This window comes from Bacteroides sp. An279 (genome assembly GCF_002159615.1).
In the GTDB taxonomy this organism is placed as follows: Bacteria; Bacteroidota; Bacteroidia; order Bacteroidales; family Bacteroidaceae; genus Phocaeicola; species Phocaeicola intestinalis.
On record NZ_NFJA01000056.1, the window covers coordinates 1 to 24363 of the forward strand.

At 45.1% G+C, this 24363-nt stretch carries 24 protein-coding genes; 14 read left to right on the forward strand and 10 right to left on the reverse strand.

The window, feature by feature from the left end; all coding sequences use genetic code 11:
* The first annotated feature begins 245 nt into the window (after nucleotides 1-245).
* The 3 genes from B5F78_RS10620 (at nucleotide 246) to B5F78_RS10630 (ending at nucleotide 3097) form a co-directional block, all read left to right on the forward strand.
* Nucleotides 246-986 carry a (Fe-S)-binding protein gene (locus tag B5F78_RS10620; protein WP_013619499.1) on the forward strand — a complete coding sequence of 247 codons (741 nt, stop codon included), beginning with the start codon at nucleotides 246-248 and terminating at the stop codon, nucleotides 984-986.
* On the forward strand, nucleotides 983-2347 hold the full coding sequence (locus B5F78_RS10625; protein WP_087209741.1) for a lactate utilization protein B: 1365 nt from the start codon (nucleotides 983-985) through the stop codon (nucleotides 2345-2347). Before B5F78_RS10620 ends, B5F78_RS10625 begins: the two co-directional genes overlap by 4 nt.
* Nucleotides 2348-2482: 135 nt before the next feature.
* Nucleotides 2483-3097: a LutC/YkgG family protein gene (locus B5F78_RS10630; RefSeq protein ID WP_013619501.1), complete on the forward strand. Its 615-nt coding sequence runs from the start codon at nucleotides 2483-2485 to the stop codon at nucleotides 3095-3097.
* A gap of 26 nt (nucleotides 3098-3123) precedes the next feature.
* Here B5F78_RS10630 and B5F78_RS10635 read toward each other — a convergent pair whose 3' ends face one another.
* The 9 genes from B5F78_RS10635 to B5F78_RS10675 all read right to left on the reverse strand — a co-directional run bounded on the left by B5F78_RS10635 (nucleotide 3124) and on the right by B5F78_RS10675 (nucleotide 11119).
* The gene (locus tag B5F78_RS10635) at nucleotides 3124-3663 is read right to left on the reverse strand and encodes a GNAT family N-acetyltransferase (RefSeq protein ID WP_087406676.1); all 540 of its coding nucleotides are present in this window, start codon (nucleotides 3661-3663) and stop codon (nucleotides 3124-3126) included.
* A 94-nt stretch (nucleotides 3664-3757) separates the two neighbouring features.
* The gene (gene phoU / locus B5F78_RS10640) at nucleotides 3758-4477 is read right to left on the reverse strand and encodes a phosphate signaling complex protein PhoU (protein ID WP_013619502.1); all 720 of its coding nucleotides are present in this window, start codon (nucleotides 4475-4477) and stop codon (nucleotides 3758-3760) included.
* Nucleotides 4478-4530: 53 nt separating this feature from the next.
* Nucleotides 4531-5283 carry a phosphate ABC transporter ATP-binding protein PstB gene (gene pstB, locus B5F78_RS10645; protein ID WP_013619503.1) on the reverse strand — a complete coding sequence of 251 codons (753 nt, stop codon included), beginning with the start codon at nucleotides 5281-5283 and terminating at the stop codon, nucleotides 4531-4533.
* Nucleotides 5284-5301: 18 nt separating this feature from the next.
* A complete protein-coding gene (gene pstA, locus B5F78_RS10650; protein WP_013619504.1) occupies nucleotides 5302-6186 on the reverse strand; it encodes a phosphate ABC transporter permease PstA in 885 nt (294 codons plus the stop codon).
* A 3-nt stretch (nucleotides 6187-6189) separates the two neighbouring features.
* Nucleotides 6190-7383, reverse strand: coding sequence for a phosphate ABC transporter permease subunit PstC (pstC, locus tag B5F78_RS10655; protein WP_013619505.1), 1194 nt, complete (start codon nucleotides 7381-7383; stop codon nucleotides 6190-6192).
* A 42-nt stretch (nucleotides 7384-7425) separates the two neighbouring features.
* On the reverse strand, nucleotides 7426-8205 hold the full coding sequence (locus tag B5F78_RS10660) for a phosphate ABC transporter substrate-binding protein (protein WP_087406673.1): 780 nt from the start codon (nucleotides 8203-8205) through the stop codon (nucleotides 7426-7428).
* 185 nt (nucleotides 8206-8390) lie between these two features.
* Nucleotides 8391-9059 (reverse strand): hypothetical protein, encoded by a 669-nt coding sequence (locus B5F78_RS10665; RefSeq protein WP_087406674.1) that lies wholly within the window; start codon nucleotides 9057-9059, stop codon nucleotides 8391-8393.
* On the reverse strand, nucleotides 9040-9834 hold the full coding sequence (locus B5F78_RS10670) for a metallophosphoesterase family protein (RefSeq protein ID WP_239473449.1): 795 nt from the start codon (nucleotides 9832-9834) through the stop codon (nucleotides 9040-9042). The genes B5F78_RS10665 and B5F78_RS10670 overlap by 20 nt, the downstream gene beginning before the upstream one ends.
* Nucleotides 9835-9976: 142 nt before the next feature.
* Nucleotides 9977-11119 carry an aldose epimerase family protein gene (locus B5F78_RS10675; RefSeq protein ID WP_022040278.1) on the reverse strand — a complete coding sequence of 381 codons (1143 nt, stop codon included), beginning with the start codon at nucleotides 11117-11119 and terminating at the stop codon, nucleotides 9977-9979.
* 170 nt (nucleotides 11120-11289) lie between these two features.
* On the opposite strand from B5F78_RS10675, the gene fldA reads away from it, so the two are divergent.
* The 6 genes from fldA to B5F78_RS10705 all read left to right on the forward strand — a co-directional run bounded on the left by fldA (nucleotide 11290) and on the right by B5F78_RS10705 (nucleotide 16572).
* Nucleotides 11290-11796: a flavodoxin FldA gene (fldA, locus tag B5F78_RS10680; protein ID WP_022040277.1), complete on the forward strand. Its 507-nt coding sequence runs from the start codon at nucleotides 11290-11292 to the stop codon at nucleotides 11794-11796.
* A gap of 241 nt (nucleotides 11797-12037) precedes the next feature.
* Nucleotides 12038-12388 carry a DUF2023 family protein gene (locus B5F78_RS10685; RefSeq protein ID WP_022040276.1) on the forward strand — a complete coding sequence of 117 codons (351 nt, stop codon included), beginning with the start codon at nucleotides 12038-12040 and terminating at the stop codon, nucleotides 12386-12388.
* A gap of 204 nt (nucleotides 12389-12592) precedes the next feature.
* Nucleotides 12593-14098, forward strand: coding sequence for a TrkH family potassium uptake protein (locus tag B5F78_RS10690; protein ID WP_022040275.1), 1506 nt, complete (start codon nucleotides 12593-12595; stop codon nucleotides 14096-14098).
* Between the two features lie 21 nt (nucleotides 14099-14119).
* Nucleotides 14120-14797, forward strand: a complete 678-nt coding sequence (locus B5F78_RS10695; protein ID WP_022040274.1) for a response regulator transcription factor — start codon at nucleotides 14120-14122, stop codon at nucleotides 14795-14797.
* The gene (gene porY / locus B5F78_RS10700) at nucleotides 14794-16092 is read left to right on the forward strand and encodes a sensor histidine kinase (protein ID WP_022040273.1); all 1299 of its coding nucleotides are present in this window, start codon (nucleotides 14794-14796) and stop codon (nucleotides 16090-16092) included. The genes B5F78_RS10695 and porY overlap by 4 nt, the downstream gene beginning before the upstream one ends.
* 42 nt (nucleotides 16093-16134) lie before the next feature.
* Nucleotides 16135-16572 carry a PepSY-like domain-containing protein gene (locus B5F78_RS10705; RefSeq protein ID WP_022040272.1) on the forward strand — a complete coding sequence of 146 codons (438 nt, stop codon included), beginning with the start codon at nucleotides 16135-16137 and terminating at the stop codon, nucleotides 16570-16572.
* Between the two features lie 293 nt (nucleotides 16573-16865).
* Here the strand turns inward: B5F78_RS10705 and rho are convergent, their stop codons facing one another.
* A complete protein-coding gene (gene rho / locus B5F78_RS10710) occupies nucleotides 16866-18839 on the reverse strand; it encodes a transcription termination factor Rho (RefSeq protein WP_087406675.1) in 1974 nt (657 codons plus the stop codon).
* 366 nt (nucleotides 18840-19205) lie between these two features.
* Here rho and B5F78_RS10715 point away from each other — a divergent pair, with 366 nt between their 5' ends.
* From B5F78_RS10715 to B5F78_RS10735, 5 genes are all read left to right on the forward strand, one after another.
* Nucleotides 19206-19583 (forward strand): RidA family protein, encoded by a 378-nt coding sequence (locus B5F78_RS10715; protein ID WP_022040270.1) that lies wholly within the window; start codon nucleotides 19206-19208, stop codon nucleotides 19581-19583.
* Nucleotides 19584-19661: 78 nt separating this feature from the next.
* A complete protein-coding gene (locus B5F78_RS10720) occupies nucleotides 19662-20867 on the forward strand; it encodes a hypothetical protein (RefSeq protein ID WP_022040269.1) in 1206 nt (401 codons plus the stop codon).
* A gap of 14 nt (nucleotides 20868-20881) precedes the next feature.
* On the forward strand, nucleotides 20882-21721 hold the full coding sequence (locus B5F78_RS10725) for a DUF3805 domain-containing protein (protein ID WP_022040268.1): 840 nt from the start codon (nucleotides 20882-20884) through the stop codon (nucleotides 21719-21721).
* Nucleotides 21722-21725: 4 nt separating this feature from the next.
* On the forward strand, nucleotides 21726-23597 hold the full coding sequence (locus B5F78_RS10730; RefSeq protein WP_087396669.1) for an ABC-F family ATP-binding cassette domain-containing protein: 1872 nt from the start codon (nucleotides 21726-21728) through the stop codon (nucleotides 23595-23597).
* A gap of 206 nt (nucleotides 23598-23803) precedes the next feature.
* A partial coding sequence (locus B5F78_RS10735; protein WP_206421943.1) for a PD-(D/E)XK nuclease family transposase occupies nucleotides 23804-24363 on the forward strand: 560 nt, incomplete at its 3' end.

The following is a 24363-nucleotide window of genomic DNA, read 5'->3' on the forward strand; positions in this document are numbered from 1 at the left end:
TTTCGCTCCTGTTCTTCGTCAGATAGCCCGCTATCTTCCTCATCACACAAGCGAAAATGCCTCAAAAACTCATCCCAAATCATCGCACGATAAATTCAAAACAGCTTCTTAGTGGTTTTGCCATAAATCTGCAAAAAGCCGATGCGGAGGTTATTTCATCCTTCCTGAAAATATCCGTAAAGTCGTTTCGTTTATTCAAGAATATAGCGTAACTTTGCTTGTGAAATAATTTAATGGCAAGAAAAATGAAAGTAGGATTGTTTGTTCCCTGTTACATCAATGCCGTCTATCCCGAAGTGGGGGTTGCCTCCTACAAGCTCCTGAAAAGCCTGGGGGTGGATGTGGATTATCCATTGGACCAGACCTGTTGCGGACAGCCGATGGCAAATGCAGGGTTTGAAATGGAATCGAAAGAGTTGGCAAAGCGTTTCGACAGCTTGTTTGAGGGGTACGATTATATCGTCGGGCCTTCTGCCAGTTGTGTAGTGTTCGTACGCGACCATTATGGCAATTTGCTGAAAGAGGAACCGCACCGTTGTGCCAGTGAAGGCAAGATTTACGATATTTGCGAGTTTATCCACGATGTGATAAAGCCGGATTCGCTTCCGGCATCGTTCCCGCATAAGGTCAGCATTCAGAACAGTTGTCACGGGGTGAGGCTGATGCACCTCTCGTCACCCAGTGAACTGAACGTACCTTATTATAATAAATTGCGCGATTTGTTGTCGTTGGTAAAGGGTATCGAGATTGTAGAGCCTGAACGTCCGGACGAATGTTGTGGCTTCGGAGGCATGTTTGCCGTAGAAGAACACGATGTGTCGGGGCGTATGGGGCGCGACAAGGTGCAACGGCACATTGATACGGGTGCCGAGTATATCGTAGGAGCAGACAGTTCGTGTCTGATGCATCAGACAGGCATTATCGAGCGCGACCATCTGCCTATCAAGACCATTCATATTGTTCAAATTTTAGCTGCAGGATTATGAGTACGAAACATTCGAAAGCTGCCGGAGCGTTTCTGAAGAACCGTGAGATGGCTGCCTGGCACGACGAGACGTTATGGATGGTGCGTGCCAAACGGGATAAAATGAGTAAGGAGGTTCCTGAGTGGGAGCAGTTGCGTGATGCGGCATGTGCCCTGAAGATGTACAGCAACAGTCATTTGGACCAGTTGTTGCAGGAATTTGAGAAAAATGCACTTGCCAACGGGGCATACGTGTATTGGGCAAAAGATGCCGATGAGTATTGTAAAATTATTTATAATATCCTGAGCGGGCATCAGGTGAAGCATTTCATCAAGAGCAAATCGATGCTTGCCGAGGAGTGTGGGCTGAACGAGTATCTGGAAGAAAAAGGAATCGAGGTGGTGGAAAGTGATTTGGGCGAACGCATCCTTCAACTGATGCACAAGCGTCCGAGCCATATCGTGATGCCTGCCATTCATATCAAGAAAGAAGAAATCGGTGAATTGTTCGTGCGTGAAATGGGTACCGAGCCAGGCAATAACGACCAGACATACCTGACTCATGCAGCACGCAAGAACTTGCGCCAGAAGTTCATTCATGCGGAAGCAGCCATGACGGGTGCCAATTTTGCGGTGGCATCGACCGGTGAATGTGTAGTGTGTACCAATGAAGGGAACGCCGATATGGGCACTTCGCAGCCCAAACTTCAGATTACGGCTTTCGGGCTGGAAAAGATTGTTCCCGACCGTGAAGCTTTGGGCGTATTTACCCGTCTGTTGGCACGTTCGGGCACAGGGCAGCCCATTACTTCATATACGTCGCATTACCGTAAGCCACGGAAGGGAGGCGAGTTGCATATCATCATTGTAGATAATGGGCGAAGCCAGATTCTTGCCGACCAGGAGCATGTGAAGACGCTGAATTGCCTGCGTTGTGGTGCGTGTATGAACACTTGTCCGGTGTACAGGCGTTCGGGAGGTTATTCGTACACCTATTTCATACCGGGACCCATCGGCATCAATCTGGGTATGCTGAAGGCTCCTTTGCACTATTATGACAATGTTTCGGCATGCTCACTGTGTTATTCGTGCCAGAATGTGTGTCCGGCAAAGGTTGACCTTGCCGACCAGATTTACCGTTGGCGCCAGCGCATGGACGGCTTGGGTGTGGCAAGCAAGGAAAAGAAGCTGATGTCGGGCGGCATGAAGTTCCTGATGGAGCGTCCTGCCTTGTTCAACTTTGCCTTGAAGAATGCTTCCATCGCCAATTCGCTTCCCCGCTGGGCATTGTACAACGATATGAATGACTGGGGCAAGGAGCATGAGATGCCGAAGTTTGTCAAAGAGAGTTTCAACGAGATGTGGAAGAAAGGAAAAGTTTGAGTATAAGGGGACTGGTTGACCAGGTACTAGGTGACTAGGTTTTAGATACTTTTTGTGGGCGTTGACAAAGTAATGCTATTTAGAACCTAGTCAACTAGTACCTGGTACCTGGTTTCTTAAATAAAAAAATAAACAATGAGCAGTAGAGAAGATATATTACAGAACATACGCCGCAATACGCGGACACGTTATGAACGGCCGGACTTGACATCGCTGGAAGAGGAAGCTTTGACTTATGCGGATCCGGTTGGCCAATTTTGTAAAATTATGGTACAGATGGGCGGTAAAGCCGTTGTATTGGGAAAGGAAGACGATTTGAACGAAGTTATCCGGCAATTGTATCCGGATGCCAAACGCATTGCGTCCATTCTGAAAGAAGTGCCTACAGGTGAAAAAATCCAACTTATCACCTGTGCGACTTTCCATCCGGATGAGGTGGAAAATCCGGGAGAACTGGACGGTACAGACCTTGCCATCGTTGATGGCAGGATTGGTGTATGCGAAAACGGTGCTGTCTGGTTGCAGCAGGATGTGGAACAACGTGCCATTTACTTTATTTCGGAGGCACTGGTGATTTTGCTGGACCGTAAGAATCTTGTCAACAACATGCACGAGGCTTACAAGCGGATTGATACGGGCGAATATGGTTATGGAGTCTTTATGTCGGGACCTTCGAAGACTGCCGATATTGAGCAGGCTTTGGTTATGGGAGCTCACGGTCCGCGTAGCGTGACCGTGATATTGTTGTGACCAGAGATGTGCAGGAACCAATGAGACTATTCGAAGAAAGCGTTGGGATAATGTACCCATCCGTGTACATCTTGTAGTCCGTCCGGTTCCAGTTCGATAGCCATGCAACATTCATCGGGGGCATTGAAAGGAAATCTTATGCCATAGGATGAGGCTCTCCGGTAACCAAATCGTGGATAGTAATCCTTATGCCCCAGCAACAGGACAGCTTTGTAACCCAGCAGGGCTGCCCGTCTGTGGGCTTCACGCAGGAGCATGCCTCCGATGCCTTGCCGTTGAAATTCAGGCAATACAGACAGGGGAGCGACGCTAAGTACGGTGGTCGTGCCTTCTTCTGATACGATTCCCACTTTTGAAAGCAGGATGTGTCCTACGATTTTTCCTGTGTTTGTTTCTGCCACCAAAGACAGTTCCGGAATATAGGCTTCTGATTGCCGCAGGCGTTCCACCAGTAAGTGTTCTGTATGGTCGCTTTCCGGTACGTTTAGAAATGCCTGTTCGGTTAGGCTACGTATGAAGGGAAAATCCTTGCTTTTTTCTTCTCTGATTGATAGGTCGTTTCTCATTTTTTGTTTATAGCATAAAGCCCCGGCATCTGCCGGTTCTGGTGTGAACCGCAACATGCCGGGGGATTTGTTTTATGGAGGTTTCCTTTCGGATTTAGCTTTCTGCTTTGTTGTCGTTTTCCAGATTTTCTTCTTCCGAATCTCTAAGCATTGATTTGTGGTGTTTCAATACTTCCGCATCAATGTAGAATACAGTTTCTTCGGCAAGGTTGTTGATGTGGTCACCCGCACGTTCCAATTTGCGGAAGATACCTGCGATTTCCAGACACAACTTGATATCTTCGGGATGTTCGTTGGCGTATGCCGCCAGTGTATCGATGGCGTTTTTGTTCAAGATATCCAATGTTTCGTCTTTGTCGAAGATGGATTTTGCAAGTCCGATGTCCTGTTTCTGCAAAGCATCGTATGTGGTGCTGAGCATGTGCAATACCATATCGAACATGTCTTCCAGCTGGAGTTCGGCAAACAGTGCCTTGTTTTCCGGTTTCAAATCGGTGCGGATGACAAAGCGTGCGATGCTGTCGGCGTAGTCGCCGATGCGTTCCAGGTTGGTATTGATTTTCAGCATGGCAAGTGCAAAGCGCAAGTCTACAGCTACGGGATTGTACAATGCGATGAAATCTTCGATGTCACTGTCGATACGCAATTCGAATGCATTGACACGTTTTTCGCGTAATATTACTTTATCGGCAAGTTCCATATTGACTTCCAATACAGATTTATAGGCATTGTTCAGTTGTTGGTAAACCAACTGCCACATATCGTTTACTTCTGTCTTGATGTTGAGAAGTTCGTTTTCTACAAATTTTACCATGTCTGTATAATTAATAGTGAATAGTTAATGATTAACAATTAATAGTTGACAATTTATCCGAAGCGTCCGGTAATGTAATTCTGGGTAGCTTCTTTATCGGGGCTGGTAAAGATTTTCTTGGTTTCGCCGTATTCTACCATTTCGCCCATATAGAAGAAAGCAGTCTTGTTACTTACGCGGGCAGCCTGTTGCATGCTGTGGGTTACGATGACTACAGTAGTCTGTGAGCTCAGTTCGCAAATCAGTTCTTCAATCTTTGCAGTAGAAATGGGGTCGAGGGCAGATGCCGGTTCGTCCATCAGCAATACCGAAGGTTCTACTGCCATGGCACGTGCGATGCACAGACGCTGCTGTTGTCCTCCGGAGAGATCGTAGGCAGAAGCCTTCAACTTGTCTTTCACTTCGTTCCACAAGGCTGCGCCTTTCAATGCTGTTTCCACCCGTTCGGTAATGAATTCCTTGTCTTTGATGCCATTGACGCGTAACCCGTAAGCTACATTCTCGAAGATGCTTTTCGGGAACGGGTTGGGACGTTGGAATACCATACCCACGTTTTTGCGTAAGATGTCTACATTGACCGACGGTTCGTAGATGTTCCGTCCGTCAATACAGATTTCTCCAGTCAGCCGGGTTCCCGGAATCAAATCGTTCATGCGGTTGAACAAGCGCAGGAAGGTTGATTTACCACATCCGGAAGGACCGATAAAGGCAACCACTTCATTGTTTGGAATCGTGATATTGATATTCTTCAGCGCATGAAAGTCGCCGTAATAGAAATCTACGTTTTTAGCTTCAATCTTATTCATACAGATGACGATTATGGTTTATTTGGATTTTAATTTGTTTTCAAAATATTTTCGGATGTTGTTGGCAAGCAAGTTCATAATCAGTACGATGACAATCAGAACAAATGCTGTGCCATAGGCGATAGGCGTTTGTGCCTCAATGTCGGTACCGCTGGTAGCGATGACATACAGGTGATACGGCAACGCCATACATTGGTCGAAGATGCTTTCGGGCAGCTTGGGCAAGAAATAGGCGGCACACGTAAAGAGGATGGGGGCGGTTTCGCCCGATACACGTCCCAATGAAAGTATCAGTCCGGTAATGATGCGGGGCATCGCCATAGGAAGCAATACTTTCCAGATGGTCTGTGCCTTGGTAGCGCCCAAAGCAAGGCTTCCTTCGCGATAACTGTTTGGGATGTCTTTGAAAGCTTCCTCAGTGGTACGGATGACAATCGGCAAGGCAAGCAAGCCTAACGTAAGTGAACCGGCAATGATGCTGTCGCCAAAGTCGAGGTAATTGACAAAGAAAGCCATACCGAACAAGCCGAATACGATAGACGGGATGCCGGCAAGGTTGTTTGTCATTGTGCGGATGAAGTTTACCATTTTGCCTTTAGGGGCATATTCGTTCATATAAATGCCGCTCATCACACCTACAGGAAACGAGAATACGGCACTTCCTATCATCAGGTAAAACGTACCCACAATGGCAGGTAGGATTCCTCCTTTGGTCATACCGTCGGTAGGAGCCTGGGTGAGGAAGTCCCAATTGATGACACTGATGCCTTTTACGATGATAAATCCCAATATGTAGAACAATACTGCTGCAATGAAGTAGCTCAGTATGCGGAAGCAAGTGAACATTCCTTTCTGAATGCCTTTTTTGTGCTTCATGTAAGACGGATCGATTTCTACAGCCATACGTTATTTCTTGAATTTATTGCGCGAAGATACGATTTCTACGCAAGAGTTAATAATTAAAGTGATGAAAAACAGGATGACACCCAGCAGGAAAAGTGACTGGTAGTGTGCACCTCCGGCAGGCGCTTCACCCAATTCGGCAGCAATGGTTGCCGGGATGGTGCGCAATGGTTCCAGGATGCTATGGGGCATGACTGCTGCATTACCGGTTACCATCAATACCGCCATGGTTTCGCCGATGGCGCGTCCGATGCCCAATACAATGCCAGAGGTAATACCGGAAATAGAAAACGGGATTACGACTTTATAAATAGTCTGCCATTGTGTAGCTCCCAAGGCAAGGCTGGCTTCGCGCATGCTTCGCGGACAACTGCGCATGGCGTCTTCGCCTACGGTGATGATGGTCGGCAATGCCATGATGGCAAGTACCAGGCTGCCTGCCAACCCCGATTCACCTACAGGCAGGTTGAATGTCTGCTGGAGGAAAGGTACGATGACCGCCAGGCCAAAGAAACCGTAAACGACAGAAGGAATACCATTCAGTAATTCGATAATCGGCTTCAGGAATTTTCGGGTCTTTTCGTTTGCCACTTCGGCAAGATAAATGGAAATGGCAAGCCCGAAAGGCAAGGCGATGAGGATGGCGAAAAAGCTTACCCATAGCGTACCGCTAATCAATGGAAGAATACCGAAAATAGGGGAAGGAGTTGCGGTAGGGAACCATTCATTGCCTAATAAGACATCCTTTACGGGAATATCTTGGTTTTCGATGTAATGGATGTCTTTTTGTCCTTTCATCAATACATCGGGGACGTAGGCAACAATACCCGGAGTCTGGTGAACCTGTTCAGCAATCTTGTCGCCGGCATATTCATATTCCGCTCCTAATTCCGCTTCTGTATAATGCTTGTCGAGGTCTTCCAGACGGAACACGGTAATGGGCATGTCTTTGCCTCCCACTTCTTTCCAGTTGGTGATTTCCTCATCGAAAATGTTTTTGATTTGTTGTGCGCTGAGTCGTTTTACATCGTTTTCCTTGTTCAGTGCCAGCACGTATCCGTCTTCTACGATGGGATTGTTGAAGAGGCCTACTGCTTCTTTGAACAAGAAGCCGATAATCAGCAAGATTACCACACTGGTGGTGAATCCGCTCACGGTAAGCACATACCGTGCGATGTTATCAATCAATCTTTTCATATTTCTATATACCTTTTTATATATACCTGTTACGTATCGTGGTTAACGAGGAATGAAGCCCAAATCCAATGTTTTGGCTTGCCCTTCTTTCGAGGTGGTGAAATTGAGGAATGGCATGACATTCTTTTCGTTTTGCTTGTCGTAATAGTAATACAACGGACGGACAATGGGATATTCTTTTCGCGTCGCGCTTTCTACCGAGGGATAGACGTAGTGTTTGCCTTGGTCGTAGGATACGGCAATGGCTTTCACATAAGGATTCAGGTAAGCCAATCCTACATAGCCGATAGCGCCTTTGGTCTGGCGTACTGATTGGATGATAGCACCTGTGGCAGGCATAGAGAGCACGCTGCTCATATAGTTTTTGTTGTGTAATACACTTTCTTTGAAGAATTCGTATGTACCCGAAGACGTTTCGCGCGAGTAGACTACGATGCGGGCATCTTCACCTCCCACTTCTTTCCAGTTGGTGATTTTGCCCCGGAAGATGCCTTCCAATTGTTCGCGGGTAAGTTGCTTAATCGGATTTTGAGGATTGACAATAACAGCCAATGCATCGTATGCCACGATATATTCGCAGGGCTCGTGCTTCGACTGTTTCATTTTCATTTTCTCGCTGAACTTTATTTTTCGGGATGCCATTGCCAAGTCGGTTGTTCCGTCAAGTAATGCTGAAATTCCTACACCGCTACCGCCTCCGGTGACAGTAACTGTAGCAGAGGGATTTTGATTCATGTACATTTCCGATAGTTCCTGAGTAAGAGGAAGTACGGTATCGCTTCCCTTGATGCGTTGTGCCATCAGTATGCCAGGAAGACACATACAGCACGCTCCTAAGAAAAAAGAAACACATTTCTTCATACGCCGTTAATATCCAGTTTTTTGATTCTAAAATTTAACGGCTCAAAGGTACAACGAATTCTCCGAAAGGGGTGTTACAAAAATATTACATATCTGAGGCATTCCAGCTAAATTTGAAGTAATGGGAAAGACCGATGCTCTTTTTGTCAATCATTGTCTTTAAACAACTGGACCTTTACTCCAAACGATATTCGTAATATGTCTTTCATTTTCAGACTGCTGTTGGTTGCTTTGCTGATGATGTACAATTCGCAACTGCTTATTTCGTAAAACATGGCAACGTGTTTTACAATGCTGTTTTTCAAATTAAAGTTCATCCGTTGTCCGATAAAAATGTATGGGCGCATCTTGGTACTGAAATTGTAGTAGCCGTTGGGATAGCGTCCTGGTTCTTTTTTCCAGAATTCCTCCCCGGCAATGGTTGTTACATACAGTCCGCAATAGAAAGGCTCTAGTGCCCAGTGCTTGTCGAAACTCATGCTCCAAGGGATATAGCTTTGTTTTACGGTAAAGGTCAGTCTGAACTTGTCGGCATATTTGCCCGGCAGGAAACCTACTAGAAAATCGCTTTCCCACTGGCGGCGTTTGCCATAATCCCATCCTATCCCGACTGCTGAAACTCCCATGCCTCCGGCGTATTGGTATTTTATGTGAGTAGGACGTAACCGCTCCCAGCCTTCATAACGCTGGTGAACCCGTTTGTCCCATTTCCGGGGAGATGGCAAACTGGTTGAGTCGGAGGGACTTCCAAGGGTGGTAATGGGCAACAATGGAAGGAGCAATAGGGCAATCAGGTTAAAAAGCGATTGTTTCATATTGGTAAGTGTCAGGAGTGAAAGTAAAACGGAGTAGCGTACGTTTTTTGATGGAAGGGGCTGTATAATATAACACATCGTCATCGAATAGTTCTTCTACAGAAAGGCTATGCGTGTGCCCTGCCAGACAGAGCTGGAGCGAAGGATAGGTTTTCAGGTAGTGTTGGAAAACGAGGGCGATATTGTTGTTGAACTGTTCGGTATAAGGTGCCGCGTGCATGGCAGCAACGGTGCGGGTACAGCTTCCGGGCAGTTGGTTGCGGTCGTTTTCCATAAAGGTAAGGTCAGGTATTGCTTCGGTATAGTCGAACTCCAAAGCATTGGTGTTAAGACATACGAAATGTGTGTTTCCTGCCTCGAAAGTGAAGTTCTCGTCGCCGAATATGAGCCGGTACACGTCCTGTCCTGTAGCAAGGCAATCGTGGTTGCCCAGCAGGCATACGTATGGTACGTTCAGTTTGTTCAGTATGTTACGTTGTAATTCAAATTCTAGTTTCAATCCGAAGTCGGAGAGGTCGCCTGTATGTATCACGAAGTCTACACTGTCCAGCCGGTTGATGGCAGCTACGGCATCTTCTGTTTCATCGTACCAGCGTTGCGTGTCGCTGATGAATACGAAAGAGAACGAATCTTTTCCTTGTAATGCCCTTTCAATGCGTTCGATGTTTTTGGCATTGATGCCTGTTTCACCATCAATGTCCAGATCGTATGGATGATATTCTATCATTTCGCATCCACTCAGCCAACAGGCAGAGAAAAGGGATATGCAACTCATAAAGAGGCTTGTGTAAAACTTTTTTTCGGTAATTTTGCGCATAAAATGTGTCTCTTTTATGTATGGGTTGCAAAGTTTGTCATAAAAAGCCAATTGTACAATATTGATTTTTCGGGAATATTGTTCCAATCGTTGTTTTTTGTCAACGGACATTTACGAACTTGTAAACTGTATGGCTTGTAAAGGTCTCGTCCGGATGCAACGTCGTTGAGGGGAACTGAGGATTGTTGGGGCTGTCTTGGAAATGACACGTTTCGAAACAGACAGCACCACGGAAAGGATAATAAATGTTGTTTTTCCCTTTTACTTTTCCTTTCAGTCCGTTTCCGGTATAGATATGGATGGCTGGTTCGGTGGTATAGATTTCCATTTTCCGTCCGCTCTTCTCGTCGTAAATCCAGGCTGCTACATGTGTGTCATTTCCCGGATGGTTCAAAGCCCAAGCATGGTCGTATCCGTTCACTACATTCAGTTGTCCGTAGTCGTCGTTAATATGGTCGGCAAGTTTGTGGGGGATTCTGAAATCAAGTGGGGTAGAAGCAACAGGCCATAATTCTCCTGTGACACATTTGTTCCGGTCGTATGCGCTGAAATAGTCGGCATCTACCCACATGGTTTGGTTTTCTACACTTTGGTTCAGGTTGCCCGATATATTAAAGAAGGAGTGATTGCATAGGTTGAGTACGGTGGTCTTGTCGGTCGTTGCCTCGTAACGGATGTCCAATGCGTTGTCTTCGGTCAGGGTATAGGTAACTGAAATATGCAGATTGCCTGGAAATCCGTTTTCACCGTCGGGTGAGAGATAATGTAACGTAACGGATGAAGGAGATACGTGTGTGGCTTTCCACATCCGCGCTCCGAAGTTGGGATTTCCTCCATGGGCGGTATGTCCCAGGGAGTGGTTGGCTTGGAGGTGGTAGGTTTTCCCCTCCAATGTATATTGTGCGTTTAGGATGCGGCCGATATATCTGCCCACAGTGGCTCCGTAGTTTTGCGACTGGCTGATGTAATCTTCGATATTGGAAAAGCCGCATACTATGTCTTCCAGTTTTCCGTTTTTATCGGGTACCATGAGTGACACTACGCGTGCGCCGTAATTGGTGATGCATGCTTCTATGCCTTTCGAGTTGGTTATCTTGTATAAGCTCGTTTTTTGTCCTTCTACTTTTTGCAGGAAAGCTTTAGGCTGCAGGCCTGATGCGGTGGTAAACCTGTGACTGCTGCACGAAGTGGTGAGTACCAGCAGTCCGATGCTTACTATGTGAGATAGATTGGTTAGTTTCATATGCAATGTTTGTTCTATCGGCAAAGATAGTTTTTTCTTGTCAATTTGTGGGCTTGTCGGGGAATAAAATCATTGGTCCCCGGTCGGTTTGAAAATCACTATTTTTAGGTATTTCTTATTTTGGTGTTTTGTCTTTACTTTGTATCATCAAATCACAAACACAAATAGAAATGAAAAAAACAGGAGTATTTTATGGTTCTACGACCGGTACCACGGAAGCGATAGCCGGTCGGATAGCAGAGAAGTTAGGTATTGCATCAGCTGATGTACACGATGTGAGCAAGATGAGTGCTGATATGGTGAATGCTTACGAAGCTTTGATTTTAGGTACATCTACATGGGGTGATGGTGAATTGCAGGACGACTGGTATGATGGCATCAGGGTGCTGAAAGGTATGGACTTGAAAGGGAAAACCATCGCATTGTTTGGGTGCGGTGATTCCGAATCGTATGGTGATACTTTCTGCGACGGCATGGGAGTGCTTTACGAAGACTTGAAAGACAGTGGGTGCCGTTTTGTGGGTGCCGTGTCCGACAGCGATTATACCTATGCTTCTTCGATTTCGGTAATTGACGGTAAATTCGTAGGACTTGCCATTGATGATGTGAACGAAAGTGACAAGACAGACGAACGCATTACGGTCTGGACTGATATGCTAAAGTCTGATTTGGCATAGTTCTTTGTTTATCGGCTGATGGGTGATAGTTGAAGAACCGGCGGTTGACAATTGCCATACAAGGTTATTCATGTTCATTTGTCATTCTTCGGATTATTGCTTATCAGCTTAGAAATTGTTTTGAAAAACGAATACATCAAGATGAGAAAAAAACTTCTGTAGAAATTCAAAACAGCTTCTTACTCTCCTTAATTATTTATTTCCGTTTTCCTCAATCATCAACTACAATCATTCACTGATTATGGAATTGAACCCTGCTGACATCAAAGTGTTTTTGAATCACATTTATGAATTCAAGAAAGGAGTACGCCGTATGGTGCTGTATACGACCAACAAGAAATACGAGTCTTTTGCGGTCAAGCGTCTGGAGAACCAGCATATCAAATTCATCGTGTTACCGGTCGATGACGAGCGTATCAATTTGTTTTTCGGTTGTGACGAATGTATCGAGGCCATCCGTCTGTTGGTCAACCGGCCGTTGAACAGGTTGACACCGGAAGAAGACTTCATTTTAGGAGCAATGTTGGGATATGATATCTGTGTGCAATGCAAGCGATATTGTGACCGGAAGATGCGGCATCTTGTTTCGTGACCGTGTATCCATGCAGACAGTTGTGCAAGGTGGCAGGGAGGAATCTGTACGTTTTTGTTCGCTGGGTAAGTGGCTTCCTGAATAGTAAAACAAGTGTGGAGATTGTGCCTTCTTTTTTTGGAAAAGCATATTTATACCTGAAATCTGCATTCAATATTGAATCTTTTCATTAGTTTTGCATGGTCTTAACAAAAACAAGTAAAGATGGAAGATTCATTTTCAAGGAATGCATATGTAGGGAATGGTCGGAAGAACAGTCTGATAAACCAGAAGATGATTTGCCGCATTTTAGGGCTTCTGTTGTTTATCGAAGGTGTGATGCTGATGGTGGGTGCTGCCGTTGCGCTTTTCTATCACGAATCCGATTACATTTATTTCGTTTATTCTACGCTGATAACGGTAGGAGCGGGAGGAGTGTTGGTTTTCTTGGGACGCAATGCCGAAAACAGGCTGACGCGTCGTGACGGCTATTGCATCGTTGCCTTCACATGGATATTATTTTCAGCTTTCGGGATGCTTCCTTTTTATATCAGTGGGGCAATACCCTCGATTCCTGATGCTTTCTTCGAGATTGTTTCCGGATTTACGACGACTGGAGCCACGATTCTTGACAATATCGAGTCGCTTTCGCATGGCATCCTGTTCTGGCGTTGTTTCTCGCACTGGATAGGCGGTTTGGGAATTGTGTTCTTCACCATAGCCGTGTTGCCGATATTCGGTGTGGGGAATCAGGTGCTTTTCTCTGCCGAGGCTACGGGAGTGACGCACGACAAGATTCATCCTAAAGTGAGCATCATGGCGAAATGGTTGTGGACGGTGTATCTGATATTGACCGTTTCGGAAACCTTGCTGTTGGTTTGGGGAGGCATGGGATGGTTTGATGCCATTTGCCATTCGTTCTCTACGACGGCCACGGGTGGTTTTTCCACCAAGCAGTCGAGTGTGGCTTATTGGAATTCGCCTTTCATCGAGTATGTCATCGCTATCTTTATGATGCTTTCCTCGCTAAACTTTTCATTGTATTTCATGTGCTTGAAAGGGAAGTTCCGCCATCTGCTGAAAGACGATGAAGTGAAGGGCTTTCTGATTTCTGTATTTACGGTGACTTTATTCATCACCGTTGCGCTTATCATCAATAATCATTATGATGTGGAGAAAGCTTTCCGAAAGGCGCTTTTCCAAGTTGTTACGGTGCATAGTTCTACCGGTTTTACCACAGATGATTACAATTTTTGGCCTCCATTCACATGGATGCTTATCATGTATGCTACAATCGTAGGTGGTTGTACCGGTTCTACCAGTGGTGGCATTAAAGTGATGCGCTTGCTCATCCTTTTGCGTAATGCGAAGAACGAATTGGCACGTCTTATTCATCCGCGTGCTGTATTTCCGGTAAAAATAAATCGCCAGACAGTCGACCCGTTGACTATTTCAGCGGTAACGACTTTTACGTTATTATTCTTGATATGCGGTTTTGTAGGTTGGGTTCTTTTGATGATGATGGGGGTAGGATTGACAGACGCTTTTGGAACGGTGTTTTCCAGTATGGGGAATGCTGGTGTGGCTTTGGGGAATTATGGACCGGCATTTTCATGGAGCGGACTTCCTGACGGTGCCAAGTGGGTGCTTTCTTTTCTGATGTTGTTGGGCCGTTTGGAACTGTATGCTATCTTGTTGATGTTTGTTCCGAGTTTCTGGCATAACCGTTGAACTATATATAAAATAAGGTATATGAAAATATTGATAGTAGAAGATGACCGCGATTTGCGGGAGATAACTACCCGTTCGTTGGAAAAAGAGCGGTATGTAGTGTCACAGGCTCCTGATTATCGTACTGCCTTGCAGAAAGTAGAGGATTATGATTACGATTGTATCCTGTTGGATATTATGTTGCCCGATGGAAATGGTCTGAATTTGTTGAAAGAACTTCATGATTTGGGTAAGCGTACCAATGTGATTATTCTTTCGGCTAAGGATTCGCTGGAAGATAAAGTGGCGGGACTTGATCTGGGGGCTGATGATTATTTGCCCAAGCCTTTCCATTTGGCCGAACTGCATGCTAGATTGAAAAGTCTGTTCCGGCGCAGCCAGCGTGAAGGGGAGCATAAGCTTCAGGTAGGGAATATCGAATTGTTCCCCGATTTGTTCCGCGTACAGATAGCAGGCAGGCAGGTAGAGCTGAATCGTAAGGAATATGACATTTTATATTATTTCATGTCACGTCCCGGTAGGTTGGTCAATAAGAATACGCTTGCCGAGTCGGTATGGGGGGATCATATTGACCAGGTTGACAATTTTGATTTCATTTATGCGCAAATCAAGAATCTCAGGAAACGTTTGAAAGATGCAGGGGCTACTCCCGAATTGAAGTCTGTTTACGGTTTTGGCTATAAATTTGTAGTAGAATGAAGTTATCCCATCTTGTCTTATGGCGTTTGTCACTGGCATTGATTGTTGTATTGTCTGTATGGGCAGGTCTGTTTTATATGGCGGTGATGGAAGAGGTAAACGATGAAGTCGATGATTCACTCGAAGATTATTCCGAGCAGTTAATCATCCGTGCCTTGCAGGGTGAAGAGATGCCTGCCGCCAATAACGGCTCGAATAACCAGTATTACTTATACGAAGTGAGTAAAGAGTATGCGCTTTCTTATCCGCAAATAACTTATCGTGATGAAATGGTATATATTACAGAGAAGAAAGAAGAAGAACCTGCCCGTGTGCTCATTACTATTTTCCGGGCATCGAACGATCGGTATATGGAACTGGTGGTCTATACGCCTACGATTGAAAAGATGGATCTTCAACGTGCTATAACAGGATGGATTATATTCTTGTACGTGTTATTGTTGCTGGTCATTCTGTTGATAACGATGTGGGTCTATTACCGGAACATGAAACCTTTGTATCGTTTGCTGGGTTGGTTGGACCGTTATCGTTTGGGGCATCCGAACGAGCCTTTAGACAATCGGACAACTATTACCGAGTTCGGCCGGCTGAACGAAGCGGTAACAGATTTTGCCGGGCGTAATGAAAAGCTTTTCGAACAGCAAAAACAGTTTATCGGGAACGCCTCACATGAGATGCAGACACCGCTTGCCATTTGTCGTAACCGCATTGAAATGCTGATGGAAGACGATGGATTGTCCGAACGTCAATTGGAGGAACTGGCAAAGACACATCGTACTTTGGAAAACCTTACCCGCATGAACCGTTCATTATTGCTTCTGTGCAAGATAGAAAACGGGCAATACATGGATAAACATGCCGTTTGTCTGGATGAAGTCCTGAAACATTACCTCTCCGACTATCAGGAAGTTTATGCTTATCGGAATATACACGTAGAGATGCAGGTTACGGCTTCTTTCTGTGTGGAAATCAATGACTCTTTGGCTTCGGTCTTGGTGACTAATTTATTGAAAAATGCTTTTGTGCATAATGTTGATGGCGGACTTATCCGGATTATTATCGACAGAAATGTTTTCTGTATCTGCAATACGGGAAACGAGCCTTTGGACGGTATCCGTATTTTCGAACGTTTTTATCAAGGGACCAAAAAAGAAGGGTCTACAGGCTTGGGGCTGGCTTTGGTCGACAGCATCTGCAAGACCAATCATCTGGCTATCCGATATTTTTATGAAAAAGAAATGCATTGTTTCGAGATTTCAAAATCTTTTCAGATTCCTTCTTCATCTTTGCAATGAAAACAAATGATAAATGTATTAACCATTAAAAGCAAATTTGATATGAAGAAGTGGATTTTATTATTGGTATGTGTGTTAGGTATCCAGGCAGTGGCATTGGCAGACAATGACAAACCCATTCAGATAGGGCAGTTGCCAACGAAGGCTCAGACTTTCATTACTACGTATTTCAAAAATCATAAGGTGGCTTTGGCCAAGATGGAGTCTGGATTATTTTATAAGACATACGATGTGATTTTTACAAACGGTGAGAAACTGGAGTTTGACAAGTCTGGTGAATGGACCGAAATCAAATGTAAAATGTCTGCGGTGCCAGTACAGGCTATTCCTGCTGAAATCCGTTCGTATGTTTCGGCCAATTATCCTGAAGCGAAAATTCTGGAAATCGAACGTGACGGAAAAGAGTATGATGTGAAATTGTCCAACCGTTGGGAAATCACGTTTAACAACAAGTTTCAGGTGATTGATATAGACGATTGATTGGACGTGATGTATCTCCTGTAAGCTGATACTGTTTTACAAGCAGAGACACAAATATAAGGGAAATAACTTATATATTTGTGTCTCTGTATTTTTTATGGATGTCCGCCAACAATCAATACATACCCCTGAAAAATGAATATATACTGCATCCGCAGTTGAATATATACTGCATTCGCGGTTGAATATATACTGCATCCGCCTACGAATATATCTTCATCGGCAAATGCAGTACTACTGCGTTTTTAACCCCGTCGGATTGGCTGATGGCGGACATTCATATAAGCTCAAAATTATGAATTCATACTCATTAGGAATTCATCGTTGTCTTTGGTTTTTTCCAAGTGCTCTTTTACTGAATTCATTGCTTCGATCGGGTTCATGTCTGCAAGGAATTTGCGCAGAATCCACATACGGTCCAAAGTCGTTTTGTCAAGAAGCAAGTCGTCACGACGCGTACTTGATGCTGTCAGGTTGACTGCAGGGAAGATGCGTTTGTTGCTCAGGTTACGGTCAAGCTGAAGCTCCATATTACCTGTACCTTTGAATTCTTCAAAAATTACTTCGTCCATTTTCGAACCTGTATCAATCAGAGCCGTAGCGATGATGGTAAGCGAACCTCCTCCTTCGATGTTGCGGGCAGCTCCGAAGAAACGTTTCGGCTTGTGCAGTGCATTGGCGTCTACACCTCCCGATAATACTTTTCCCGATGCCGGAGAAACTGTATTATAAGCACGTGCCAGACGGGTGATAGAATCGAGGAAGATAACAACGTCGTGTCCGCATTCTACCATACGCTTTGCTTTTTCTAAAACGATACCTGCTATCTTCACGTGACGTTCTGCAGGTTCGTCAAATGTAGAAGCGATGACCTCGGCATTGACGCTGCGCGCCATATCGGTTACCTCTTCCGGGCGCTCGTCTATCAGCAGCATAATCATGTATACTTCCGGATGGTTGGCTGCGATGGCATTGGCAATGTCTTTCATCAGGATTGTTTTACCGGTTTTAGGTTGTGCCACAATCAGTGCACGCTGTCCTTTTCCAATAGGGGTAAACAAGTCTACAATACGTACCGACAGGTTATCGTTGTTACTTGTGCAAAGTTTGAATTTTTCATCAGGAAACAGAGGAGTCAGGTGGTCGAACGGTACACGGTCACGTACCAGTTCTGGGGGCAGTCCATTGATTTTCGAGACTTTGACCAAGGGGAAATATTTTTCTCCTTCTTTGGGTGGGCGAATGGTTCCATCTACCACGTCACCCGTCTTTAGTCCGAAAAGTTTTATTTGTGATTGAGATACGTAAATGTCATCGGGTGAAGAGAGATAGTTGTAATCCGAAGAACGGAGGAAACCATATCCGTCGGGCATGATTTCCAATACGCCTGAGCCTTGCAGGATATCATCAAATTCATAAGGCTTTTCTACAGGTTTAATTGGTGCTGTTTCGGCAGCAATTGTAGCAGGCAGGTTTTCTGTTGTAGCCTGTGTCGCCTGGTTGGCAGTCGGGTTATTGGTGCGTCCGTTAGCTTGCCGGTTATTGTTGTTATGGCGTTGTTGGCGTTGTTGGAAACGGTTGTTTGTCGGTTTGTTATCTTTTTCAGTGATGACCGGTTGTTCCATTTTGGTAGCTTCAAACTTACCGAGCAATTCGGTAGGTAATTCTACTTTATCAGATGGAAGGTCTTCGATAGGAATAAAATCATCTACATTTGCCATATCCAGTTCCGGAAGTTCTGGTTCGTTTTCGGTTGCCGGAATTTGTTCGGCTGGAGTTTGAAAAAGTGTATTTTCATTCTTTTGGGCTTGTTCTTTTGCCAAAGTCGTTTTGTTTTTGCTTCCAGGTTTTCTTCCCCGTTTGGCTTTGGGCTTTTCTTCCGGTGCAGGTGCCGGACTGCTTTCCTGTTCTGTCGCAACAGTTTCTGTCTCTACCAGATTATCTACTTTGAATAAAGGAGCCGGTGCCGGGAGTGGGGGAGTGTTTGCTTCTAGCTTTTGTGCCTTGTCTTTAGTGGCTGTATATACTTTGTCTCCTTCTTTTTTTACACTGATTCGTGAACGTTTGCGGGGTTGTCCTTCTTTCCGTTCCTCATTGGTCTTTGTAGCAGAAGCCTTTTGGGTAGCTCCTACAATAGCTTGTTCGTCTAAAATGCGATACACCAGTTCTTCTTTGGGTAAGGTACTGGTTTTTTTCAGTCCCAACTCTTTGGCAATCTGTTGCAATTCGGACAAGTCTTTGTCGTTTAATTGAATAATGTTATACATAAGTATAGGTGTAATGAATTGTAATTGTGTAATTTTGTAAGCGTGCATTATTACGATGCGACCATCTGTTGTGGATGTGCGTCGTTAAAGATTGGACACTTATCAATAATTACGGATTTAATGATTAGTTTTTGATTCTTTGTTTGAAGTGAGTTTGCAAACTGTTTTCGTTTGTCTCACGTATTGACACTACAAAAGTAGGTATTTTTTTCAATATCCTATAGGTTTTCGTTAATTTTTTTTTGAATATTTCCTTTGATTGGCAGAAAAGTGCTAATTTAGCACTGAATTTTCAAGCGAGGTGGATAAGCTCCGGCTATTTCTTCGCTTGTTGTTTAGTAATAATTAAAAAAAACAATTGTAACAATGAAGAAAGTGATTTTTACAGAAAAGGCTCCTGCTGCCATTGGTCCTTACAGTCAGGCAATCGAAGCGAACGGAATGGTTTTTGTGTCCGGACAGTTACCGGTTGACCCGTCTACAGGAGAGTTTGCTCCTGGTGGCGTGGCAGAGCAAACTACCCAATCGTTCGAAAATATTAAGAACATTCTGGCAGAGGCAGGCCTGACCACGGCAAATATAGTGAAGACTACGGTGTTTTTGTCGGATATGGCATTGTTTGCCGAGATGAACGGTGTGTATGCCAAGTATTTTGAGGGAGATTTTCCGGCACGTTCGGCCGTAGCAGTGAAGGCATTGCCTAAAGGTGCATTGGTAGAAATCGAATGCATTGCGGTGCGATAAACTGATTGGTTCGCAGCACAGGTGCAGGCAGGTCTATGTCTTTGCAGCCTGTGAGGCGAATCTTTTTTGTATCTGATTATGAACTATCGGAATCTGTTGTCTCACGTGGAAAACAAATGGAAACTTGCCACATTTTTGCTGGCAGGAGTTATCGTGTTGGCCTCATTAGGGTATATTTACCGTTACGAACCTTTCCGTTCGGATTTCGAGATTACGGACGAGTTGGGCGGAAACATCTTTCCGGTGACGATACTTTCCACTGCCACAACGGATGCCGAACTTGTTCTTCCTTCTGATACCGGTTATATAGGCAATCCGAAGTCGTGCATCGGTATTCGTATCAAGAATATGCATCCGAACAGCAAGTTACACATCGAGGTGGAAGAAACTCCGTTTTTTTCCCGTTCGGTATCCGAGTTTGTGCTGCCCGAAGCACGCAAGGAATATTTGGTCTTTCCGGATATTATATGGAAATATGAAACGTTGCGCGAGCACACGCAGCCACTTCCGGTTACCGTGTCTGTTTCGGTCCGGCTGAACAATCACGAGCTGGGTAGCAATGTCCGTACGTTTTCCGTACGCAGTATTAATGAATGCCTGCTGGGGTATATGGACAGCAAGATGAAGTTTCATGATACCGGAAAGTTTTTTGCAGCCTATGTGAACGAAGACAATCCAAATATAGATGTGATATTGCGCGAAGCGTTGAACACGCGTATCGTCAATCGTTTCTGGGGTTATCAGAGCAAGAACAGCGATGTGGTCGACAAACAGGTGTATGCCCTGTGGTACGTATTGCAGAAAAGAGGATTCAAGTACAGTTCCATCAGCAATACCAGTCTTTCATCGAACGTTGTGTTTTCGCAGCGTGTACGTACATTTGATGATGCGATGGCTTCGGCACAAATCAACTGTGTAGATGGAAGCGTGCTTTTTGCTTCCTTGCTGAAGGCTATCAACATCAATCCCATTCTGGTGCGTACCCCCAAACACATGTTTGTGGGTTACTATACAGACCGTATGCATCAGAATATCCATTTTCTGGAAACTTCGATGATAGGAGATGTCAACTTAGACGATTTTTTCCCAGAAGAGAAACTCGATTCTACCGTGGCAGGCAAGTCACAAGAAAGTATGTCACGTTTTGTATTCGAGAAATCGAAGGAATATGCTACTCGTATTTATAAGGAGAATGAAGCCTTGATACATTCGGGCAAGGTTAATTACATGTTTCTGGAAATAGACAAGGCTATCCGTGCCCAGATTCAACCAATAGGAAAATAATAACAAAGGAATACATGGAAAAGAATAAAAGAACATATATCTCGCCGGGGGCATGGTTTTTACTGGAATACCCGTCCGATTGGCGCGAATTTGAAGATACAGAAGAAAGTTTCTTGTTTTATAATCCCGACAAGTGGACAGGCAATTTCCGCATATCTGCCTATCGGGGTGAAAGACGTGATTATGCAAAAGCTTGCATGGAAGACGAGCTGTCACATACACGGGGAGCAAAGTTGGTGCAGGTCGGACGCTGGAAATGTGTGTATCTGTCCGAAAGTTTCCAAGAGAACGGAACCTGGTACACATCACATTTCTGGATAACAGGGTTGGATGCCGTATCTATAGAATGTTCGTTTACGGTAGCAAAAGGGGAAAGCATTAGGGTAGGTGAGGAAATCATAGCTTCGCTTAAGGTACGGAAAGCAGATGAAAAGCCTTGGAAAGCGGTTATTCCGGTAAGAGTGCTCGAAATCAATACCATTAATGAAGCATACGACTGGGCTGTTTCTGCCATCAAAAAGCAGTTGGCGAAAGACTTTACTGGTACCGAGGCAGATATCAGCAATATTCAGAAAGTGATGGATAGCGGTCATTTCAAACCTGGCCAGCGTCAGGTGTGGGAGAGTTTTGGTATAGTTTTTGGTACCATTCTGGTAAATGAAATGGACGGCATGGACTGGGTAACGGTTATCGACGGGAAACAGGAATATCCTGCCTTGCGTTTTTCAGATACCAATGTAATGGTCTGTCCCACCAGACTTGTATGGGATAAGGTAAAGAATGGAGAAGTCTGCCGCTTAAAAGATGAATACTTACGTGTGCGCGGCGAGGTCGAAAAGGTACTTTCAATATAAAGATATGGTTGCTTATTTACAAGTAGAGAATTTGACCAAGTCATTCGGTGACTTGGTGTTATTCCGTCAGATTTCCTTTGGTATCGCGCAAGGGCAACGCGTCGGACTGATAGCCAAGAATGGAAGCGGTAAAACTACTTTGTTGAATATACTGGCAGGGAAAGAAGGGTACGACGAAGGGCAAGTTACTTACCGGCGCGATTTACGTGTGGGATACCTCGAACAAAGTCCGGTCTATCCTTCCGGACTGACTGTGCTGGAGGCTTGTTTTCATCGTGGAAATGCCGTAGTAGAACTTATCAAGGAGTATGAGGCTTGCATGGCTGCTCCGGGCAATCCTGGGCTTGATGTGCTTTTAGAACGGATGGAGCATGAAAAAGCATGGGATTATGAGCGGAAAGTGAAACAGATACTCTCGCAACTGAAAATCCGTGACTTCAGCCAGTTGGTAGAGAACCTCTCCGGCGGGCAACTGAAACGGGTAGCATTGGCGAATGTACTGATTACCGAGCCTGATTTGCTTATTTTGGATGAGCCTACCAACCATCTTGACCTGGATATGATAGAATGGTTGGAAGGATACTTGAACCGTTCCAAACTCAGTTTGCTGATGGTTACGCACGACCGCTATTTTCTTGACCGTGTGTGTGCTGAAATTATGGAGATAGATGGTCAGCAGCTGTATTCTTATAAAGGAAATTACAGCTATTACTTAGAGAAACGACAGCAGCGTGTCGATGCTGCCAATGCCGAAATAGCGCGTGCCAATAACTTATATCGCACAGAACTGGAGTGGATGCGCCGGATGCCGCAGGCACGTGGACACAAGGCACGCTATCGTGAGGAGGCTTTTTATGAGCTGGAAAAAGTGGCTAAGCAGCGTACTTATGATTCGAGTGTGAAGCTGGATGTGAAAGCCTCCTATATCGGTTCGAAGATTTTCGAGGCAGACCATTTGTGTAAACGTTATGGGGATATTACAATATTGGAAGACTTTTCATACATTTTTTCCCGTTACGAGAAGATGGGTATCATCGGGAACAACGGTACAGGGAAGTCCACCTTCATTAAAATACTGATGGGACTGGAAAAGCCCGACAGTGGAACGCTCGATATCGGTGAGACGGTCCGTTTCGGTTATTATTCGCAGGAAGGGTTGAAGTTTGACGAGCAGATGAAAGTAATCGATGTCATTACATCGGTAGCGGAAGTCATTGAGCTTGGGAATGGCAAGCGGCTTACGGCTTCGCAGTTCTTGCAGCATTTTCTTTTCCCGCCCGAAAAGCAGCACAGTTACGTATATAAGTTGAGTGGGGGAGAACGGCGCAGGCTGTATTTGTGCATGGTCTTGATGAAGAACCCCAATTTCCTGGTGCTCGACGAGCCGACGAACGATTTGGATATTGTTACGCTTCAGGTGCTGGAAGAATACTTGCAGAGTTTCAAGGGGTGTGTCATTGTTGTGAGTCACGACCGGTATTTTATGGATAAGGTAGTCGATCACTTGCTGGTGTTCAATGGTCAAGGTGATATCCGCGATTTCCCGGGAAACTATACAGATTATCGTAGTTGGAAGGCTGCAAAAGAAGTGTTCGAAAAAGAGAATGCTCCAAAGCCTAAAAAAGAGAACAAGCCACAGCGCGAACGTCCCGAAGGTAAACGCCGTATGACTTTCAAGGAGCGGAAAGAGTTCGAACAGTTGGAACAGGAGATTGCTGCTTTGGAAGAAGAAAAGAAAAACATCGAGGCTGCTTTGTGCAGTGGAACGCTGGGTGTGGACGAGTTGACCGAGAAGTCCAAACGTCTTCCCGTCCTCAACGATGAACTCGATGAAAAGAGTATGCGTTGGCTGGAGTTGAGTGAGATAGAGGGATAAAAACTATATCGAAAGAAATGTTTGAACCGTACCGGATGAGGGGAAACTCTCATGTACGGTTCTTAGACGGAGTTGCACTCCTAACTTGACGGTGGGACTCTGCCATGCACAGTAGAAGTGAAAACTTTAGCAACTTCACCGTATACAAATTTGTGAATGTTCGCTAATATTCCTATCTTTGAGGCATGAAGAGAAAAGAAAGATACATGGCGCATTTTGTAAACCCGTTTACGGATATCGGCTTCAAGATCATCTTCGGGCAACCTGCCAGCAAGGAACTGCTCATTACCTTGCTGAACGAGCTGCTTGCGGGGGAGCATCACATTGAAGACCTGACGTTTATCGATAAGGAAGACAATTCGGACAACGTAAACGACAGGGGAATCATCTTTGACCTGTATTGCCTGACTTCGAGTGGGGAATACATCATCGTGGAGATGCAGAACCGGTGGCACAGCAATTTCCTGGACCGTACGCTGTATTACGTGTGCCGTGCCATCAGCCGGTTGATAGAACGTCCCATAACGGATGAAGTGGAATTGCCGGCTGGAGGAAAAGACAGTGTGTCGGACACGGTAAGTGAAGCACCACTCCGCTACGGTGACCGCTACAAACTCTCAACCGTGTACGGAATATTCCTGATGAACTTCAAGGAAGGGAAGTTAGAGCCGAAATTCCGTACGGACACGGTAGTGGCAGACCGTGAGAACGGGCGGACGGTGAACCCGCATTTCCGGCAGATATACTTGCAGTTCCCTTACTTCAC